The organism is Pseudoalteromonas nigrifaciens (assembly GCF_002221505.1).
Taxonomy (GTDB): Bacteria; Pseudomonadota; Gammaproteobacteria; order Enterobacterales; family Alteromonadaceae; genus Pseudoalteromonas; species Pseudoalteromonas nigrifaciens.
Window position 1 is genome coordinate 528,694 of record NZ_CP011037.1, and the last position, 16,130, is coordinate 544,823.

General features: G+C 37.6%; 13 protein-coding genes. 8 read left to right on the top strand and 5 right to left on the bottom strand.

Features of this window, described 5'->3' with window-relative positions:
- Positions 1 to 12 precede the first annotated feature (12 nt).
- The gene (locus tag PNIG_RS18895) at positions 13 to 1,218 is read right to left on the bottom strand and encodes an aspartate aminotransferase family protein (protein ID WP_089369258.1); all 1,206 of its coding nucleotides are present in this window, start codon (positions 1,216 to 1,218) and stop codon (positions 13 to 15) included.
- A gap of 191 nt (positions 1,219 to 1,409) precedes the next feature.
- Here PNIG_RS18895 and PNIG_RS18900 point away from each other — a divergent pair, with 191 nt between their 5' ends.
- The 3 genes from PNIG_RS18900 to PNIG_RS18910 all read left to right on the top strand — a co-directional run bounded on the left by PNIG_RS18900 (position 1,410) and on the right by PNIG_RS18910 (position 3,163).
- On the top strand, positions 1,410 to 1,838 hold the full coding sequence (locus tag PNIG_RS18900) for an Lrp/AsnC family transcriptional regulator (RefSeq protein ID WP_058375026.1): 429 nt from the start codon (positions 1,410 to 1,412) through the stop codon (positions 1,836 to 1,838).
- Positions 1,839 to 2,120: 282 nt separating this feature from the next.
- Complete coding sequence (locus PNIG_RS18905) at positions 2,121 to 2,435, top strand: hypothetical protein (protein WP_244181080.1); 315 nt, start codon at positions 2,121 to 2,123, stop codon at positions 2,433 to 2,435.
- A 299-nt stretch (positions 2,436 to 2,734) separates the two neighbouring features.
- Positions 2,735 to 3,163, top strand: coding sequence for a Replicative DNA helicase (locus tag PNIG_RS18910; RefSeq protein ID WP_089369259.1), 429 nt, complete (start codon positions 2,735 to 2,737; stop codon positions 3,161 to 3,163).
- Positions 3,164 to 3,242: 79 nt separating this feature from the next.
- On the opposite strand, the gene PNIG_RS18915 is transcribed toward PNIG_RS18910, so the two are convergent.
- Entirely contained in the window at positions 3,243 to 4,163 is a 921-nt protein-coding gene (locus tag PNIG_RS18915) for a hypothetical protein (protein WP_089369260.1), read from the bottom strand.
- Positions 4,164 to 4,387: 224 nt separating this feature from the next.
- Between PNIG_RS18915 and PNIG_RS18920 the strand changes: the two genes are divergently transcribed.
- The 3 genes from PNIG_RS18920 (at position 4,388) to rluF (ending at position 7,777) form a co-directional block, all read left to right on the top strand.
- On the top strand, positions 4,388 to 5,602 hold the full coding sequence (locus PNIG_RS18920; protein ID WP_089369261.1) for an EAL and HDOD domain-containing protein: 1,215 nt from the start codon (positions 4,388 to 4,390) through the stop codon (positions 5,600 to 5,602).
- A gap of 11 nt (positions 5,603 to 5,613) precedes the next feature.
- Positions 5,614 to 6,708 (top strand): DUF418 domain-containing protein, encoded by a 1,095-nt coding sequence (locus PNIG_RS18925; RefSeq protein ID WP_089369262.1) that lies wholly within the window; start codon positions 5,614 to 5,616, stop codon positions 6,706 to 6,708.
- 85 nt (positions 6,709 to 6,793) lie between these two features.
- The gene (rluF, locus tag PNIG_RS18930) at positions 6,794 to 7,777 is read left to right on the top strand and encodes a 23S rRNA pseudouridine(2604) synthase RluF (protein WP_086997498.1); all 984 of its coding nucleotides are present in this window, start codon (positions 6,794 to 6,796) and stop codon (positions 7,775 to 7,777) included.
- A gap of 71 nt (positions 7,778 to 7,848) precedes the next feature.
- Here rluF and PNIG_RS18935 read toward each other — a convergent pair whose 3' ends face one another.
- The 3 genes from PNIG_RS18935 to PNIG_RS18945 form a co-directional block, all read right to left on the bottom strand.
- A complete protein-coding gene (locus PNIG_RS18935) occupies positions 7,849 to 10,383 on the bottom strand; it encodes a putative bifunctional diguanylate cyclase/phosphodiesterase (protein WP_089369263.1) in 2,535 nt (844 codons plus the stop codon).
- Positions 10,384 to 10,624: 241 nt separating this feature from the next.
- Positions 10,625 to 13,705 carry an efflux RND transporter permease subunit gene (locus PNIG_RS18940; RefSeq protein ID WP_089369264.1) on the bottom strand — a complete coding sequence of 1,027 codons (3,081 nt, stop codon included), beginning with the start codon at positions 13,703 to 13,705 and terminating at the stop codon, positions 10,625 to 10,627.
- Between the two features lie 2 nt (positions 13,706 to 13,707).
- Entirely contained in the window at positions 13,708 to 14,790 is a 1,083-nt protein-coding gene (locus PNIG_RS18945; protein WP_089369265.1) for an efflux RND transporter periplasmic adaptor subunit, read from the bottom strand.
- A gap of 124 nt (positions 14,791 to 14,914) precedes the next feature.
- Between PNIG_RS18945 and PNIG_RS18950 the strand changes: the two genes are divergently transcribed.
- Positions 14,915 to 15,817, top strand: coding sequence for a LysR family transcriptional regulator (locus PNIG_RS18950; protein WP_011330065.1), 903 nt, complete (start codon positions 14,915 to 14,917; stop codon positions 15,815 to 15,817).
- Positions 15,807 to 16,112, top strand: coding sequence for an MGMT family protein (locus PNIG_RS18955; protein ID WP_011330066.1), 306 nt, complete (start codon positions 15,807 to 15,809; stop codon positions 16,110 to 16,112). The genes PNIG_RS18950 and PNIG_RS18955 overlap by 11 nt, the downstream gene beginning before the upstream one ends.
- The last annotated feature ends 18 nt before the right edge of the window (positions 16,113 to 16,130 follow it).

The following is a 16,130-nucleotide window of genomic DNA, read 5'->3' on the forward strand; positions in this document are numbered from 1 at the left end:
GGTTTACTATTATTAACCGTTAACTACATCGCTTACGGCTTTATCAAAGCGCTCTAGGCCTTCTTTAATATCTTCTAGCGGAATTACTAAAGACGGAGTAAAACGAATAACATCCGCACCGGCTACTAAGTTCATTAAACCATTGTTAGCACTGGCTATTAAAAAGTCGCGCGCACGCCCAGCAAACTTGTCGTTTAGTGCTGCACCAATTAATAAACCTTTACCGCGAATTTTACTAAATACATTATATTTTTCGTTAATTGCATTTAAGCCATCACGAAACAGCTGTTCGCGCTCTTTTACGCCGCTAAGTACTTCAGGGGTATTTACTGTATCAAAAGCTGCTTCGGCTACGGCGCAGGCTAATGGATTTCCACCGTATGTAGAGCCATGTGTGCCTACTTTTAAATGCGCTGCGATTGCCGTAGTGGTGATCATGGCACCAATAGGAAAACCGCCACCTAACGCTTTTGCTGTAGTTAAAATATCAGGTACTACGTTTAAGCCCTGATACGCGTATAAATCGCCAGTACGGCCTACACCCGTTTGCACTTCATCAAAAATAAGTAGCGCGTTGTGCTTAGTACATAGCTCGCGTACTTTATGTGCAAAATCGTCAGTAGGTGAAATAATACCGCCTTCACCTTGTAGTGGCTCCATCATTACCGCACAGGTTTTATCGCTAATAAGCGCTTCAAACGCGCTAATGTCGTTAAAATCGCAATGCACAATATCGGCAGGCTTAGGGCCAAAACCATCTGAATAAGCTGCTTGACCACCAACCGTTACGGTAAAAAAGGTACGACCGTGGAAACCTTTATTAAAAGCAATAATTTGCGTTTTTTCAGCGCCGTGTACGTCAAGAGCAAAACGACGCGCTAATTTTAGCGCTGCTTCATTAGCTTCGGCACCTGAGTTGGCAAAGTACACTTTCTCAGCAAATGTAGCATCAACCATTTTTTTAGCTAAACGCAAAGCAGGCTCGTTGGTCATTACGTTTGATAAGTGCCAAATTTTTTCACCTTGCTCTTTTAGTGCACTAACTAAAGCCGGATGACAATGGCCTAAACAGTTAACCGCGATCCCGCCGGCAAAATCAATAAACTCGTTATTATCTTGATCCCATACACGAGAACCTACGCCGCGCACCGGAATAACTGCTGAAGGATTGTAGTTTGGCACCATTACATCGTTAAATAAGTCTCTAGTTACTTGCATTTTCACACCTAAATTATGTGGCTACTTAAAAAAGTGTTGCTAAAACAAAGAAGAACTTAGCCTGTATTCTTCAGTAAACACTGTGTTTTTTGTTATAAGTGTCATTATCGAAGGTTGCGAATGAAATTTGCAGTGCTATTTTGTGAAAAATGATTAGAATAAAAGTCAAATTAACGAAGGGTTTGTGCATTATGATAACTACACAAGACGAAAAGCTATTATCTATTTTAAAAACTAATGCCAGAGCGAGTATTTCAGATTTAGCTAGGCACCTTAATTTATCACGCTCAACTGTACAAAGCCGCATGTTAAAGCTAGAGGAAAGTGGCGTAATTAAAGGTTACAGCGTTGATTACGGCGATGACTTTTTAAATAGTATGGTAGCCGCTCATGTGTCTATTAAAGTAAGGCAAAAACTGACGACAAAAACCAATTTAGAGCTAAAGCAAATTAATGCTATATCGCAGCTTTATGCTATTAGTGGCGAGTTTGACTTAATTGCAGTTGTGCAAGCACAAAACTTAGAACAACTTAGCCACTTACTCGATGATATTGGCAACTTAGATGGTGTAGAACGCACTACTTCATCTGTTATTTTAGAAACCAAATTTAAACGCTAGGTTTGTTGTATAAAAATGTAAACAGGTAGCGATTACGCATTGATATAGCAAGCAATTTATAATAAAGTTATTGCATAGAGTACAAGCTCTAATGTCATGAAAGTGCATACTATTAGCTTGTACTTTGTAAACAAGGACTGTTTAAATAAACTTAGGAAAGTTGAATATTACTCTCCCTTTTTAATTCAATTAATAGCAATCAATTTACAGTACATTGGGTAGTTTATTTCATTAGCCGCACTGCCAAGGAATCAGCAATCTGCTGACATGATAAGGACAATTGTGAAAGTTATTATAACCATCATTGTTTTATTAATAATAACGAGTGGCTATTACCTTAGTGTTCATGCCGCCATTTTTAATGCGAACAAAACTATTGAAGTTAAAGAGTATAGCGATTTATTTTATAAACTAGGCTCAGATTCGACCCCAGACTCAGTGAGCATAGATGAAATTATTGCTGGAGCTTCACAATTTGCACTTTCAATGTGCGATGATGCAGTTTATCAGCAGGTTTTAGGGAAAACGGTTGACTCTTGTAAACTTAAGTTTCATCAATCAAAAGCAAAATGCGCACAGTTTTTTAACGGCGCATAACGCAGCATTTTACGATAAAAAAACACCGGTTAGCTTAGTCGCAGAAAAGTTTATTGACTGTGTAAGCTTGTAATATTTTAATTACTTATCTTTTGCTCGGGTAAATGCGTTAAACTTGTCGCTAATAATTTAGTGACTTTATCGTCATTTAAATAGCTCTCTTAATCAATGGTATTGGTATTAATCTTGATAAAGTGCACTTCATTGCAGCTTATATTTATTAATTTGCTAAAATAAGTTTATTAAAGAGAGAATGATTAATTTACCCACTATTTAGTGGCCGCAAAAGGTAATTAGAAATGATGAACACCAAAGTATACAAAGCAGTACACGACTTAGCTGAAGAGCTAATGGCGGCTGCAAATAAAAACGATACAAAAAAGTTCGAGTCACTTTACGCGCAGCTTAAAGCAATTTGTATTGAAAACGAAAATACCAGCAAAGATCACCCTGTACAATGGGAAACGCTGGCTGATTTTACCGAAGAATTAGAGGAAGCAATTGAAGGCTACGAAAAAGCATTAAAAAAATCGATAGCCATTAACTCTAAAGATCATATGTCGTCGGTTGCATTTTCTATGGCAACTTTGCAGTTAGAATTAGGCCAAAAAGAGGCTGCCATTAAAAACCTTCAAGATGCTAAAATCAGCGCTAATAAAATTTCGGATAAAGAGCTTAAAGCAGAAATACTTGACCTTCTAGAGTCGCTGGTTGAAGAAGAAGGCTAGAGCCTTTTTTATTGATATTTATTTTGCTGAGCTACCTAAGCTCAGCACTTTAAAGTAATACATTAAGCACCATTAACTATTATGGTTTTAAAGGTGCTTTTCTAATGATTTGCTTTTTGGCTTCGTCGAGTTTTATAACGTAAGCATTACCGCCAATACCTTTAAACTCTTCATCGGTAAATACTATGGTGTTGTCGTCGTAAAAAGTAACCGCTTCTTTTTGGGTAACAATGCCTAGGTCTATTCGCGACACGTCACCCGAGAAAAACTTATCCCTTTTAAAATTCTCAAATAACCAAAGGCTAGTTGAGTCTAATAGCACTAGTTTTTTCCGATCAGGGCTCAGTGCAGCAGAGGTTATCCAGCAGAGCTTTTCCATGGTGGTGCAGGTTTTAAATGAGTCGATTAGTTCTGCGTTAAAATTAGCCGCATGATCACCCACTTTATATACATTTGTAATGCCATCAAAGGGTTCAGTACGATTTTTGGTAAATAAATATAAGTGCCTACCTAATGCTACAAACGCCTCTAAGTCATAATTGCGGTTATCTGGAGCAACCGGTGTACCGTCTAACTCGGGGTAGGTAAACTTAATTATTTCAGCTTCGGTGGTATCGGTTTTAATATCAATGGGGTTTTCTATTTTATAAATAGTAAGCCAGCGGCGCTCATTGGTGTTATTACCAAAATCACCTAAAAAAAAGTGACCAAATTTATTTTGGGTCATATCTTCCCAATCTATATTTTTAGCGTTCGTCACTAATATTTCTTTAGCAATTGAGCCATCATCATTGAGTCGGTAAAGTTTAGGCTCGTCGCCGCTATCGTTAATAGCCCATAAGCGTTTATGCTTATCATACTCAATACCAGATACTTCTTTGAGCCTAGGGTCAACAGAAATCATTTTTTTGCTATACAAGGTATAAATAGCAGAGCCTATATATGTGGCACTAAAAATAAACAGAGCAGCAATAGAAAGTAGAATACTTTTTTTCAACATCAAATTAATATATTTCAGAATGTTAATTAATATATCGTTATTATCGCTGATGGTAGAAGAGAACTAAAGACTTATCTCGTAGCGTTTATTAACAGTTGCTTAAAATTGCATATATTTTAAACCAAATAGGTTAATTAACATGATTTTGTCGAAGAAAAGTGACAATTATTGCTGATTACGCTATTAATAGCTAAGTACTGTATAAAAACTAAGAAGTAGGTAATGTGTCTGTATTTGTTGCAAGGCAAGCAATACTAAATCGTCGCCAGAATGTGGTTGCTTATGAGCTATTATTTCGTGATAGTGATAAAAACTATTTCCCGGGAATATCTGATGGTCAAGCAACCGCAAGGTTGATCATGGAAAATCAGCTTAATTTAGGAACCCGCCATATTACATCAGGTAAAAAAGCGCTGATTAATATAGGCCCAGAGTCGTTAAAACTCGATTTATGTGCATTTTTGCCCTGTAAAGATGTGGTAATTGAGTTACTCGAAACCATAGAACCCACAGACGATAACTATGAGCTATGCCGTGATTTATTTCATAGCAATTATAAATTAGCGTTAGATGACTTTGTGTACACCCCACAGTGGGAGCGCTTTTTAAAGCTGGTAAATTTGATTAAGTTTGATATACGCCAAACCCCATTACCGGAAATTGCCCAGATTGTTAAAAGACTAAAAAAACATAAAAGAATAAAAATACTTGCTGAAAAAATAGAAACGCCCGAGGAGTTTGAGCTTGCCTTTAAAATGGGCTTCGATTACTTTCAAGGTTATTTTTTTGCAAAGCCAACCATGCTTAAACAAAACGACATAGACTATAATTACGCGCTGGTAATTGCAATTTATGCAGAAGTTATGAAACCTAATCCAGATATAACTGTAATTTCTGGGTTATTTGAGCTTGATGCTGCGCTGGCATATAAACTATTACGTTTAATTAATAGTGGTGTGTTTCCAATTCAAAGCCAAATATCATCCCTTAAACAAGCATTAGTATACTTAGGTCAGGAGCGGTTAAAAAAGTTTGTAAGTCTGATTGTGACCGCTCATACCGCTAAGTCTAAGCCTGCCGAATTAATGCAAATATGCGTAGTTCGTGCTCGCTTTTGTGAACTAATTGCCGCGCAAATAAGTAAACAGCAAAAAGGTGAAGCTTTTTTAACCGGGCTGTTTTCGTTACTCGATGCCATATTAGATCAACCTATGAGTTTATTAGTTAATAAACTTCCATTTCCAGATGACATTAAAGCAGCGTTACAAGGCGAAAAAAATACCTTACATTATATTCTTGAAACCGTAAAAGCATACGAATCAGGAAGCTGGTGGGCATTAGAGCAGGCAGTTTTATTAATAAATATAGATAGCACATTACTACCAAATATTTATAAACAAGCTGTAAACTGGGCTGATAGCTATAAAAACACCACGTAATCGAATAGGTAATGCGTAATTATAATTTAGACTTCATTCGTGGTATTGCCGTACTTGGCTTGGTGTTTATGAATATATACACCTTTGGAGTATTTGAGCTCGGTTATACGCCACTAACAACCCCACCAAGCAGCGATAGCCTGATTCAAACATTAAACCTAATATTTGTTGAAGGGCGTTTTAGGAGCATATTTAGCATACTGTTTGGGGCTGGGTTGTACATACAATGGCAACGCTACAACTTGGTTTTACCACTTAAAAGCCGCCTATATTGGTTACTAGTTTTTGGTTTATTGCATGGTTTTTTACTTTGGGCCGGTGATATTCTGTTTTTGTATGGGGTGTCGGGGTTGCTTGCTATAAGGTACTTAAGCAGTACCAATGAGCAACTTTTAAAGCACGCTTATGGGTTTATTTTACTCTCGGGTTTGGCTACCGCTTTAGTTATGTATAGCGTACCAGAGACATTAATATACCGTGACTCGCCAGAGTTTAATGCTTTGTATAGCCAATACTTTCAATCATATGGCGATCACTTGTTATCTAACATAACTATGAACGCCTTAATGGTGTTTATGGTGCCTATACTTACCATGTGGGTAACGACAGCGCTAATGTTATTAGGTATATATCTGTATAAGCAACAGGTGTTTGCTAGCGGCTTATCGGCAAAGCAACTCATTTTAGTAATTAGTAGTGCGCTACTATTTACCAGTTTACGGCTAACTACAGAGCAATATAGCAGTGGTGTATTTTATGCGCTGCAAGAATTAATTAACAGTGTGGCAGCATTATGTATGGCGGTTATTTATATTCACATTGCAGTTAAGTTGTGTAGTAACAATGCCAACATAGGAAAATTAATTCAACAAGTAGGGCGTTTAGCATTTAGTTTATATATAAGCCAAACGTTAATGCAACTTGTGTTGTTTAAAGTGTTTTTTAAGCAGTGGGCGCTCAGTTTTAATCGTATTGATTATTGTTTAGTTGCTACCTTACTAATCGTTATTCAGCTTATTATTACCGCCATTTATAGCCGTTATTTTCAACAAGGCCCTTTAGAATACATATGGCGAAAATTAACCTACGCAAAAATCACTGCTTAAACGGCTACAAAGGTTAAATTAAGGGCGAAAAATTATTGTGGGTGGTTTAAACTAGCAGCCTTTAAAATTAAGGTGAATTGCTTCCATGACAGACTTAAAACGATTAAATAAATTTATTAGCGATACTGGCTTTTGTTCGCGACGCGAGGCTGATAAATATATTGAAGACGGTCGTGTTACTGTTAATGGTATTCGCCCGGAAATGGGCGTAAAAGTTTCATCTACTGATGTTGTATTGGTAGATGGCAAAACACTTAAAGCAATCCCTAAACGCGTTTATATTGCCTATAACAAACCCGTTGGTATTACCTGTACTACAGAGCGAAAAATTCAAAGTAATATTGTTAAAGCAGTTAATTACCCCGATAGAATCTTTCCAATAGGGCGCTTAGATCGCCCATCTGAAGGGCTAATATTTTTAACTAACGAAGGCGACATTGTTAATAAAATTTTGCGCGCTGGCAATAATCACGAAAAAGAATATGTAGTTACTGTAGATAAACCATTAAATCGTCAGTTTGTAGCTAAAATGGGTAATGGTGTGCCCATACTCGATACCATCACTAAAAAATGTAAAGTAACCCAAACCGGTGCGCAGCAGTTTACTATTATTTTAACCCAAGGGTTAAATCGTCAAATACGTAGAATGTGTGAATATTTAGGTTACGAAGTGGTCACACTCAAACGCGTACGTATTATGAATGTGACGCTTAAAGGTTTAAAAGTAGGGCAATGGCGTCACTTAACTGAACAAGAAATGGCGATTATAAACAACTCTATCTCTGACTCAGGAAAAACCCAAGAGCATTCAGTATACGATGAAGCAAACGCTTTACAGCAACAAAGCCTGCAAGCTGTAGCTAAGCCGCAAAAAACAAGTGATAAAAAACGTGATTTTCAGGGCGAAAACCCTAAACGTTTTAATCAAGGTGAGCGCACTGAAGAACGTAAAAAAGAGCGTAGTAAAACGCCTTATCAAAAGCGCTCAACCACTTATGTTGGTAAACCTAAAAGTATAAAAGCAAATAAATCATCCGACTCAAAAGGAATATTGAGCCTTAAAAAATAAAGCGATATAATATTAGGTACAGTACAACAACTTAATTAACCAGCGATTTTAATAATTTATTATCAAAATCGCTATTTGTTGCTATGTATATATTCTATAAGTTTATCCAGAGGCATAGGTTTACAGTAATAAAAGCCTTGTATTCTAATGTTGTTAAACTTAGATAAATAACCGATCAGCTCAGGACTTTCTACACCCTCTACTACCACTGTTTTATTTAACTGCGTGCAAATATTAATAATGCCTTCTAGCAATGCTCTTTTTTGCCCAGCTAATTCGGCGCCAATGGTAAATTCACGATCTATTTTTATTATATTTGCCGGCTGACGCGATAAATAAGACAAGCTTGAGTAACCCGTCCCAAAGTCATCAATTGCTACATTAAAACCTTTATTCATTAGCGCTTTAAGCACTTCTTCAATAGCGCCTTTTTCCGACATAATCATTTCGGTCACTTCGATGGTGAGCAACTTAGGCAGTATATTTTTTTCAGAAGTTAACTTATAAAGCTTTTCGGTAAAGTTTCGCTGTTGTATTTGTTGCGGTGAAAAATTAACCGCAACACAAATATTTTGTAATTCAGCTATGGTACTTATATCGTTTAGTACTTGAGTAAGGACTTGTTCGCCCACTTGTAGTATTTGCCCTGTTTGTTCTGCAATAGGAATAAAAACAGCAGGAGAAATGTAACTGCCATTATTTTTCCAGCGAACTAGAGCTTCTACAGCAACAATACACTGAGTAGTTAAGTTATAAATGGGTTGATAATAAACCTCTAATGCCTCATTTTTAATCGCTTTTTGTAGCTCACTTCTAATTGTAACCATAAAATTATGGCTCTCATCCATAAGCTTATGGTAAAAGCAAAATTGATTGCCGCCTAAAGCTTTAGCGTTATCCATTGCTATATCAGCTTGTTGTAGTAGTAATGCAGGGCTAATGACCTCTCCATCAGACATAGCTATGCCAACACTCACAGTAAGGTGGATATCAACCTCACCTAAGTTATATATATCGGCTAGCGATTTTATTACGAGTGTAATTTCATCCGATAGCTGCTGCTTAGATATATTACAGTAATGCAATACAAACTCATCATTGCCAAAACGCGATATGGCGCCTGCCCCAACAGCATTTTTCTTAAGCCTTTTAGCGACTAATTGCAAAACCATGTCACCTAATTTATGGCCTAAACTATTGTTTACTGCGCTAAAGCCATCTAAATTAAAAAACACCATCGCACAATTTACATCGACACAGTTAACTTGCTTAGCCTCTATTTCTGCATTTAATGCATCACGGCGCAGCAGGCCGGTTAACTCGTCGTATTTAGCCATTTTATGTAACACAATAGACTGTTGTCTGAGCAAAAAAGTAGAGTCAGTGGCTAATATCAAAATATAAATAAACGCAAAAGTAAGCCATATGATCATTTGCTCAATTTGTGCCGCTTCTTTAAGCTTTGAATAGTCTTTAATAAAGCTATAAACGTTGTGCTTAATTAATCCTCTTACAACAATTTCGTTAACTATATAGTGCTTACTATAACGGCTTAATAAGCTATTTAAGTCTTGAACATTTTTTTGGTTTTTGTCGATTGCGAAATAAATTTTAGGTGTTAACTCAATAAAAGTATCAAACGAGCTGAGATAATCTATGTATCTGTTTTCAATTAACAAGTTTAAATTTAACAGTGCCAGCACTTGGTATTTTTTACCATTGCTTGCCGTTATTGGAATTGAGAACATAATTATGGGCGTGTCTGTGTCTAATGTTGCTGAGTTAGCCGCAAATCTAACTTCATTTTTAGCGGCTTTTAACCAGTTAGTAATAGGAGTGGTTGAAATTAATCCGTCATTAGTAAATTGCTTAGAATACGTTGTGCCGCTTATGTAATTCAAATCTTCATCGAGAAGAAGCATACTGCTAATAATTTCAAAGTCTTGGGTATAAATTTTTAAGTCTATATTAGCCATTTTTATAAAGTCGTCGGCATTCACTGCTTCTAAACGTGTTTTTATGCGAGTAAGTGATGTGATATGACTTTCGAGGTTTTTATTGAGTATAGTTTCAACAAACTTAATTTTATTTTGTGCATCTACAGCTACATTAGTTACCGTTTTAACCGCGGTAACTTGCCAAAGTGTTATGCCAATAAAAATAGCAAAAAACGTAATTACTTTAGCGGTTATAGAACCTTTAACGGTAGTAATTGGGTTTTTAATTTTTATAATTAAAGCTAAAAAAAACACAAATACCATTACAGCACTAAAAGATGAGATAAAAGGGTTATGGCTGTCCCAAAACCAGCTACTGCTATCGTGTCGCCACAAACTTAGCTCAAAGTTAATAAACAATATAGCGCCGGTAATGAGTAATATAGGTATGAGATATTTAATTTTTTTTGTAGGTAAAACCTTAGGTAAAAAAGCCAATAAAATAGCTAAGCCTAACGCAGTCAAAGAAAGTTGCAGAGAAATAACCGGCATTAAGCTTTGCGTAACAACAACACTTTCTAAAGCCCCCAAAAATGCAACAACAAGAAAAAATTGGATAAAACCTAAATACAATATACTTGCTGCTGATTGAGTTAGGGATAGTCTCATTATTTTCTCATGTCCTTAAAATGATTAACCTTAAAGTTACATTAGCATTATTAAAACAAAATACCAGATATTTAAAATGTTTGTATGTATATAAAATATAAGAAAAACGATGTTTTTGAGCGGCATAATCACAATGGTACTTTATTACTAAGAGTAGGCAGTTATAAGGCAGGTATAAAGTGGTATATAAAATAAACGCAGCTTTAGCTGCGTTTATTAATATACTAAAAGCTTATTTGCTTTATTTAATTCGAGTTTTAAGTGGCTGATATTCAATTTTATATATAATGGTATAAAGCACAGGCACTACAATTAAAGTTAATATGGTAGCAAAACCTAAGCCAAACATAATGGTAACCGCCATTGATTGAAAAAACACATCAAATAATAGTGGGATCATCCCCAATATAGTGGTTATTGCTGCCATAGCAACAGGGCGTACACGGCTTACTCCTGAATCAAATACCGCCTGGTATGGCGCTTTACCTTCAGATAACTCAAGATTTATTTGATCCACTAATACTATGCCATTTTTTATTAACATACCGCTTAAGCTTAGTAATCCTAATAATGCCATAAAGCTAAACGGCGCATTCATGACCAATAGCCCAGCGCTTACCCCAATAATTGCCAGTGGTACAGTAGCCCAAATAACTAAAGGCTGCTTAACAGAATTAAACAGCAATACTGTAATTGCAAACATAGCTAAGTAACCAATCGGCAATGAGCCAAAGATAGCTTTTTTAGCTTTACTCGATGACTCGTATTCGCCACCCCATTGCATTTCGTAACCGCGTGGCAGCTCAATGTTTTCGATATCGGTGCGAATGCGTGCAAATAGTTTAGCCGGCGTTTCGTCACTTAGTACATCATGGTCAGCCATAACGGTAATAGTGCGCTTACGATCGCGGCGCATAATCAAGCTGTCTTCCCATTCAACTACAAACTCATCAACAACTTGAGTAACCGGTATAAACACCCCCAATACTGGGCTGAAAATTTGTAGGTCGTGTACACTTTCTACGTTTAAGCGCTCGTTAGCAGGAGAGCGCGCAATAATAGGCAGTAATTGGGTGCCATCACGATATACACCTACTTGCTTACCCGACAAGTTAGTAAGCAATACTTGATCAAGGTCTGATTTACTAATACCTAAACGACGCGCTTTTTGTTCGTTAAACTGTGGGCGGATCATTTTGGTACGTGCCCGCCAATCATCACGAATATTATGCGAACCTGTATCTTGCGCTATGATATGTTTGGCTTGAGCAGATAGTTTTCTAAGTACAACTGGATCTGGGCCTGAAAAACGCGCTTCTATTTTTGCATCAGTTGAAGGGCCTATTTCCATAGGTTTAACTTTAAGCTGTGCGGCAACCGGATTGTTCTGTGCGAAATCTCGTACTTTTTGCATAACAGTGGCAACTGCTTCACGGTCAGTTACACGAATAATTAATTGCCCGTACGCGGGGTATGATTTTTCAGGAGCATAGGTAAGCATAAAGCGCGGAGCACCTTGGCCTACAGTACTGGTTATTTCAGTAACGAGCGGGTTTTGCTGTAAAAATGCTTCTAACTTTTTAATCCCCTCAAGCGTTGAGCGAATATCAGCGCCTTGTTCTTGCCAATAATCGACATAAAACATTGGCGTATTAGATGCCGGAAAAAATGATTGCTTTACAGCGCCAAAACCAACAACAGCACTACATAACAGTACTAACATTAAAACTAAAGTGCTTTTTCTAAAGCGCATAGCAAGGTTTAAGCTGGCTTTGTAACTGGTGAATATAAAACCTTGATATGGGTCGTCATACTGTTGCTCGCCATCAGCGTTTAATTGCGTTTCTTTAAACATTAGGTTGGCAAAAAATGGTGTGAGGGTAATGGCAGTGATCCAGCTTAATAAAAGCGAAATAAGTAATACCCAAAATAAACTACCGGCAAACTCACCGCTGGCGTCGGAGCTTAAACCAATCGGCGCAAATGCAGTAATCGCAATCACAGTTGCCCCAAGTAATGGCCACTTAGTTTGTTCAACAATATTAATAGAGGCTCTTAGCTTAGTTTGCCCACGTTTGAGGTTAATTAAAATACCTTCGGTAACAACAATGGCATTATCAACAAGCATACCAAGTGCGATTATTAGCGCACCTAACGAAATTCTTTGCAAATCTATAGCAAATAACTTCATAAAAATAAAAGTACCTAAAACGGTAAGCAGTAAAATACCGCCAATTAATAGCCCGCTTTTAACCCCCATAAACAGCAGTAACACTATAATTACAATAGCAATCGCTTCAACTAAGCTAACAATAAAACCGTTTACCGATTTTTCTACTTCGTTTGGTTGGTTATAAACAGCATTAATTTTAATCCCATGTGGCCGCTGGTACTCAAGCGACGCAAGGTGCGCGTCAATGTCGTTACCTATATCAACCACATTAACGCCCGACATAAACGACACGCCAATTAACAATGCTTGTTGTTGGTTGTAACGAATAATATTGTTGGGCACTTCGGCGTACTCGCGATATACCTTAGCTACATCACCTAAATAAATTAGCTCGCTGGCACCCGATTTAGAAATAAGCAGGGTTTCTAACTCTTTTACATCTTTAAACTCGCCAGTAGGATGTAAACGAATAGACTCACTGCCGACCCTAATTTTACCTGCGTTAGAAACCGTATTTTGCGATTGTAATAATTGAAAAATATGACTAGGCGCTATGCCTAATTGAGCAAGTTTTTGCGTAGAAATTTCAACCATTACTTGCGCTTGTTGCTCTCCTGCAATAGTTACTTTACTTACGCCTTTAACCAGTACTAGTTCGCGTTTAAGGTAGTCTACGTAGTCTTTAAGCTCGTCATACGAATAGCCGTCGCCGGTTACTGAATACATTACGCCGTAAACATCAGCAAAGTCATCAATAATTTTACTAGCGTATACACCACTGGGCAAAGATGGGTTGAGGTCGTTAATTTTACGCCGCATTTCATCCCAAATTTGTCTTAACTCTTGTTTTCGGTAGTTACTTTTCATTTCTACGGTAATTTGCGACTTACCATTTGACGAAATAGAGGTAACGTAATCAACGTAAGGTAATTGCTGAATCGCATTTTCGATAGGAAAGGTAACTTCTTCCTCTACTTGCTGTGGCGACGCGCCGGGATACATGGTGATAACCATGGCTTTTTTTAACGTAAATTCAGGGTCTTCTAATTGCCCTAAGTCAAAATAAGAAACACCACCGCCAATAAGTAGCAGTAGGGTAAACATCCAACTAATAACTTTTTTCTCTATAGATAGTTGTGCAAAGCTCATAATTATAGGCCTCGCTCTTTATTCCATGGGCGTACCTGCATGCCTTCTTTTAATGAATGTACACCGGCAGAAACAATTTGCTGTCCTTCTGTAATCCCACTGAGTACTTCAATGCCATCGCGGTGTAATTGGCCCACTTTTACTGCTTGTTTATGTATTTGGCCGGTTTGCTCGTTATATAACCATACATAAGCGTTGTTACTAATAGATTGCTGCGGATCAGAAAACACTGCCTCGTTGGGCAAAATAGTGTAAGCGGTTTGTGATTGCGTTACTTTACTTAAATCGATAAGTACGCGGCCAGTCATACCGGCAAGTAAGTTAAAATCTTCTGGCACTGGCAGCGAGAACACAACTTTATACGTTAATGTGGCGGGATCTGCTTGAGTGTCCCACTCCTTAAGTGTGAGTGTGTATTTTTTATCGTGATAGCCGTCAAAAATAACCGTTGGTTGGTATTGAGTTCCTTTAATAAAGCGCGCCACAATTCTTTCAGGTACTTGAATTTCAACATCCATTAAATCGCGGGTTTCTAAACGCAGTATATTTTGCTTTGCTTGTACACTTTCAAAGTTTTTTACAAACACTTTTGCAACAGTACCCGCAAATGGCGCTCTAAGTTGGCTATATTCCACATTCGTTTGTGCAATTTTAAAGGCCGATTCGGCAACTTGCTTGTTAGCAATAGCCTGATCAAGCTCTGATTGGCTGGTAATGCGTTTTTCGAATAGTTGTTCAATGCGCCCTAATTGTGATTTAGCCAGCTCGTAGCGGGCTTTACGCTCATTATATTGCAGCTGAAAATCTTCAGGGTCTAACTTAGCTAATAGTTGTCCTTTTTTTACATGCTGACCCGCTAATACCGGAAACTCAACCAGCTCACCACTTACTCTAAATGCAAGGTAAGAGCCTTGATTTGCAACTACTTCACCAGGAAAACTGCGAATGTTAACTTGCGAATCGTGACCAATATTAAATAACTTTACCGGGCGTATTGGCTCTTCTTTTACTTGCGGCTCAGGCTCAGAGCAGGCTATTAAACCAAGTAAAGTCGTCGTTACTACACATAGACGTAAGAGGTGCATATTTTCTCCATGAAAATTAAAAGCTAAATAAAGTCAGTGCAGCATACTCCGCAAACATATAAAATAAAATTCATTAAATTTTAAAAACTCAATAAGTTTTACTTATGTTGTTATTGGCAGTGCTATGAAACTCAACCAGCTACAAATATTAGACGCCATTGTACAAAGCGCAAGCTTAAGTGCAGCGGCACTTAAGCTACACAAAACGCAGCCAGCGCTTACGTTAGCAATTAAAAGTTTAGAGACAAAAATAGGCTTTGCGCTACTCGACCGTTCGCAATACCGTTTACAATTAACCGAAAAAGGGCGGATTTTTCATCGCCAAGCTAAGCAACTACTCAATAACAACGAAGAGCTTGCACAACTTGCAAAAGAGCTAGCACTGGGCAATGAAGCGCAATTTAGAATTTGTTATGAACAAATATGCCATGTGCAAAGCTACAATGAGATCATAAGTAATACTTTTAGAGTATTTAATAGCACTGAGTTTAGTTTAACCAGTGGTAAACGTTTTATTTCGTTGGAGCAAGTTAATAATGGCCAAGCAGAGCTTGGCATAGGCCCTTGGTTTGACTTGTTTCATGCTACCGGCGATTTAGAAAGCTTGCCCATAGGCAAGCTCGACATTGGTATTGTTAGCGCAAAAAATATTATACCCAACACACTTAGCTACAGTGAATTACAGTCGTACCCGTGTTTAGCCATGTTTGAAAGCGGCCTGAGTATAGACAGTGATAGGCTGTCTTATTCTAAAGGCCCAGCAATGATGAAAATTGACGATATATCGAGCTTAAAATCGTTTTTATTATCGGGCGCTGGTTGGGCTATGATCAGCTTAGAGCATTGCGCTGAAGAAATTAAATCGGGGTTATTACAAAAAGTCAGCATAACTGATCGCGAGCATGAATTTAGCACGCAAATTCGCGTTTTTAGGCAGCACTCTAGCCATCATGGGCCAGTAGCACGTACTATTTGGCAGCAGTTTACTCAACTTAGCCAGGCGTATTTGAAAAAACATGGAAATTGATAAAGAAACGCTTATTTATACCGTTATTGGTAGTATTCCTAAAGGGCAAGTTGCAAGTTATGGGCAAGTAGCCGCTATTGCGGGGTATCCGCAAAATGCGCGTTTAGTGGGGCGGTTATTAAAGCTAATGCCCAACGACTCAACAATTCCTTGGCATAGAGTAGTAAACAGCCAAGGTAAAATATCGTTTCCTATAGGCAGTAATAAATACCAAGAGCAGCGACAAAAGCTGTTATTAGAAGGCATTGCATTTAAAAATGAGCGAGTGAATATGCGTGTGTACCAATGGCAGTAATATAACAAGTTTAATCTG

Bases quoted from the DNA above. Each gene is read 5' to 3' on its own strand.
- PNIG_RS18935 (WP_089369263.1), bottom strand. From the start codon at position 10,383: ATGAGACTATCCCTAACTCAATCAGCAGCAAGTATATTGTATTTAGGT.
- PNIG_RS18915 (WP_089369260.1), bottom strand. From the start codon at position 4,163: ATGTTGAAAAAAAGTATTCTACTTTCTATTGCTGCTCTGTTTATTTTT.
- PNIG_RS18940 (WP_089369264.1), bottom strand. From the start codon at position 13,705: ATGAGCTTTGCACAACTATCTATAGAGAAAAAAGTTATTAGTTGGATG.
- PNIG_RS18895 (WP_089369258.1), bottom strand. From the start codon at position 1,218: ATGCAAGTAACTAGAGACTTATTTAACGATGTAATGGTGCCAAACTAC.
- PNIG_RS18945 (WP_089369265.1), bottom strand. From the start codon at position 14,790: ATGCACCTCTTACGTCTATGTGTAGTAACGACGACTTTACTTGGTTTA.
- PNIG_RS18955 (WP_011330066.1), top strand. From the start codon at position 15,807: ATGGAAATTGATAAAGAAACGCTTATTTATACCGTTATTGGTAGTATT.
- PNIG_RS18925 (WP_089369262.1), top strand. From the start codon at position 5,614: ATGCGTAATTATAATTTAGACTTCATTCGTGGTATTGCCGTACTTGGC.
- PNIG_RS18900 (WP_058375026.1), top strand. From the start codon at position 1,410: ATGATAACTACACAAGACGAAAAGCTATTATCTATTTTAAAAACTAAT.
- PNIG_RS18910 (WP_089369259.1), top strand. From the start codon at position 2,735: ATGATGAACACCAAAGTATACAAAGCAGTACACGACTTAGCTGAAGAG.
- PNIG_RS18950 (WP_011330065.1), top strand. From the start codon at position 14,915: ATGAAACTCAACCAGCTACAAATATTAGACGCCATTGTACAAAGCGCA.
- rluF (WP_086997498.1), top strand. From the start codon at position 6,794: ATGACAGACTTAAAACGATTAAATAAATTTATTAGCGATACTGGCTTT.